At 31.1% G+C, this 3,760-nt stretch carries 3 protein-coding genes; all 3 read right to left on the bottom strand.

Annotated elements, in window-relative coordinates; all coding sequences use genetic code 11:
• Positions 1–409: 409 nt before the first annotated feature.
• The 3 genes from KPL37_RS19165 to KPL37_RS19175 all read right to left on the bottom strand — a co-directional run bounded on the left by KPL37_RS19165 (position 410) and on the right by KPL37_RS19175 (position 3,631).
• On the bottom strand, positions 410–1,270 hold the full coding sequence (locus KPL37_RS19165) for a carbohydrate ABC transporter permease (protein ID WP_216151671.1): 861 nt from the start codon (positions 1,268–1,270) through the stop codon (positions 410–412).
• 11 nt (positions 1,271–1,281) lie between these two features.
• The gene (locus KPL37_RS19170) at positions 1,282–2,181 is read right to left on the bottom strand and encodes a carbohydrate ABC transporter permease (protein ID WP_246578383.1); all 900 of its coding nucleotides are present in this window, start codon (positions 2,179–2,181) and stop codon (positions 1,282–1,284) included.
• Positions 2,182–2,272: 91 nt separating this feature from the next.
• A complete protein-coding gene (locus tag KPL37_RS19175; protein ID WP_216151672.1) occupies positions 2,273–3,631 on the bottom strand; it encodes an ABC transporter substrate-binding protein in 1,359 nt (452 codons plus the stop codon).
• Between the last annotated feature and the right edge of the window lie 129 nt (positions 3,632–3,760).

Here is a 3,760-nt window from a genome sequence, read left to right on the forward strand (position 1 = left end):
TGATAATTATAAATTAGGGATAAAAGTTGCAACTGTTATACCCTGTATTTTATCAGCAGGTGCTCTTTTTTTCAAAGTTCATTTTAATTCATAACAGGAATGCTCCTTATACAAAATATTTTAAATCTTCATTAAACTTATAATTTTTATAATACAGTATCTAAATTAAGTTCACATTAAAATTTGCTGAGAATCTTCTAAGAGAAATGTATACAATTGCTTAGCATGTTTCTCTTTTATTATTTAATTACTATGTATTTATACTAACAAACAATTATCTAATAACTATCAAATGATTATGTTATTTTTATGTTATTATTGAATTTCTATAAACCTTTTTACAAAAAAAACTACTGAAATATAAATATATTTCAGTAGTCCACTTTTAAATTTATGTTTTAATAAAATTTTATCCTTTAACTCCACCTACTGTTAGTCCTCCTACTATCTTCTTTGATAAGAAAATAAATGCTATCATTATAGGTACAATAGATATGGCAACACCTGTGAAAACTGCACCATATTCTGTCTTATATGTTCCTCTAGCAAGCATTACCATTATAGGAAGTGTAAACTTATTAGGATCAAATAATAATATAAGCGGTATTAAGAAGTTATTCCACGTTTGAATAAATGTGAATATAGACATTGTAGCAACACTTGGAAATATTAAAGGTAACACTATCTTATTAAATATTTTAAGCTCACCGCACCCATCTATTCTAGCAGCTTCTATAAGTGACCTACTTATTGCACCATCTGTATATCCTTTAATAAAGAATACTGACGCTGGCGTTGCAATAGCTGGTATTATTAAAGGCCAATATGAATCAAGTAAGCCAAGCTTTTTTACCAATTGGAATAACCCTATCATACCTAATTGTGTAGGTATCATCATTGTAGCAAGTAGTACCCAAAAGAGAACCTTATTTCCCTTAAATCTGAATTTTGAAAATCCATAAGCAGTTAATGCACTAAAATAACCACTTACTGCTGTTACTGCTGATGCTATAATTAAACTATTTAATAAACCATTCCATATAGGTTGACTTTCGAGTAGTCTATTATAATTTGCCATCAATGCAGTGCCTGGTGTCAAAGACAATGTTGTAGCGATTTCACCATTAGTATGAGTAGCATTAATTATCATTATAAAAAATGGTAAAAAACATAAGATGGCAAGCGCTATAAGCGCTATATACAAAACTGTTTTACTAATGATTTTACCTAGTTGTTTACTATCGTTTTTTAACACATTATTATGTTCCATCTCTACCCCCCTTATTCGTAATCATCAGCATTTCTATTTATAAACTTGAATGATATTATTGCAAATACAAGTATTATTACAAATAATGCATACCCTACTGCAGCACCATATCCATAGTTATTATTTACAAATGCAGTTCTATAAAGATACATAACCATTGTCATAGTTGCATTATTAGGATCCCCTGATCCATTTGATAATGCATATGGTATATCAAAAGATTGCATTCCTCCAATTAATGATGTTATGACAGAAAATAATATTGTTGGTCTTAATAAAGGAATTGTTATTGACCAAAACTTTTGTGTTTTTGATGCTCCATCAACAGTTGCAGCTTCATAAAGTTCTTCAGGAATATTCTTAATTCCCGCCATAAATATTATCATGCTATATCCAAACCACATCCAGAAGGAAGTAAGTGACACTATGCCTCTAGAATACCCTTCACTCATAAGAAAGTTTATTGGTTCTTTTATTAAATGAATATTCATAAGTATTTTATTTACTGTTCCTGCTTGCCAATCAAATAAAAATGCAAACAAAATACCAATTAAAGTCGCAGTAACTAGATTAGGAAAGAAATATACTGCTCTGAAAATATCTTTCCCCCTTAATCTTGCTTCATTTAATACTACAGCTAATATTAATGCTAAAAGTAATTGAGGAATACCCCCGCACAGCCACATAATCCAGGTATTAGCTATGGACTTTAAAAAAACAGGATCTACAAATAATCTTGAATAATTCGCAAGACCTACGAATTTAATGTTTTTTGACATACCGTCCCATTTAATAAAACTAACATATAAGGAATAAATCATAGGATATAATTGAAAAATAAGAAATGTTATAAAAAACGGTGCGATAAATAATAATCCATACTTTTCTCTGTCTATTTTACCTTTAACCAAAGTGACACCCCCTATTTTTTAAATAGCCTTATTTACTTAAAAACAGTTAATAAGGCTAATTACTATTTATTTTCTTTTACATGTCACCTAACTAATCTACTTTTAAGTCGGGATATGCGTTTACTACATCAGCTTTGAATTTTTTAAGAAAAGCATCTTTCGAAGCTGTTTTACCGAGTATTAATAAATCTACTTCTTTATTCCAAGCAGTATTAATAGTATCATCATATTCTGTAAACAATTTTCCATTAACTCCTTTAACAAGTTCTGTGTATACTTTATAGACATTTTGACCCTTTAAGTATGCATTGTTTCCTGCGTCTGAACTTGATAATTTAGCTTGAACATCTACGTTATTCATGAAGTCACCTTTATCTTTTGCCTGTGCTTCCATAAAATCTGTATTTGTAGTTAGATATTTAACAAACTGCCAAGAATTATCTTTTTCTGTACTATTTTTAGATATTCCAAGCCAAGTTCCACCCCAATAGTATGGTGTTGGAGCTTTTACAAATCCATAATTACCAGTTTCCTTTGGAGCATCTACTCCTAAAACAAAAGCAAGTCCCCAAGTTGGAAGCATATATCCAAATGTAGTTTTATCTGACATAGATCCAGTCCATGCTGGTGTCCATTGATTAAATTTAGCATCTAAACCTTCTTTTCTAATTTGAGCAGCTTGATCAAGATACGTCATCATTTTAGCATCGATAACTAATTTACCATCTTTTACCCATCCCTTAGTACGGCTACCTATAGCTACATTTACTAATTCATTATATCCAGCTAATAACTTAACCTTTCCTGCACTCTTAGTTTTAAGCGTCTGTCCTAATTTGATAAAGTCTTCTGTTGTTGTCATCATTTTCTCAATAGCAGCAGGGTCATCTGTTCCAAGATACTGCTTTGCAATACTTCTCTTATAGAAGAATCCACCTGGTGTTGCCTGCCAAGTTAAAGCTCTAATTGACTTATCTGCTTCATTACGTCCTAGATCTACAGTATACGGTACCATTTTACTTGTAAGTTTTTCTGCACTATAAGGTGCCTTTGATAAATCCTCATAATAGTCTGTGTTTGTAAATTTCTTTACATAAGCAGATTCTGCTAAGAAAACGTCTGGTCCACCAACACCAGCACTCATTGTAGAAGATATTTTAGTTGTATATGCACTATTATCATTAGGTATTGAAACAAGTTGAACCTTAATATTTGGATAAGCTTTGTTAAACTTAGCTATAATACCTAGGTCCTTAAGCTCAGTATTCCATGACCATACCTTTATAGTTCCCTTGTAGTCTACTGGTGCTTTTGCAGCACCTGTAGCTTCTGTTTTAGAACTCGAATCTGTTTTTGTAGCTGTACTTGATCCACAGCCAGTTATCATTGAAGTAGCCATTATAGTTGATAAAGTTAACAATGCAAATTTCTTCAAATAATTTTTTTTCATTATTGTCCCCCCCGTTAAATCTGAGATTTCACGGAAACTCCCTAGTTCCTGTGATTACTCATTTTTAGTATCATTAATTTTTATTGATTCCCCCATTTTTTTTGCATAAAACACTTGACAAGTCTGTAG

The organism is Clostridium frigoris (genome assembly GCF_018861865.1).
Classification (GTDB): Bacteria; Bacillota; Clostridia; order Clostridiales; family Clostridiaceae; genus Clostridium_AD; species Clostridium_AD frigoris.

What these genes read in the sequence shown, in the direction of transcription:
- KPL37_RS19165 (WP_216151671.1), bottom strand. Translation starts at nt 1,270, where the DNA reads ATGGAACATAATAATGTGTTAAAAAACGATAGTAAACAACTAGGTAAA.
- KPL37_RS19175 (WP_216151672.1), bottom strand. Translation starts at nt 3,631, where the DNA reads ATGAAAAAAAATTATTTGAAGAAATTTGCATTGTTAACTTTATCAACT.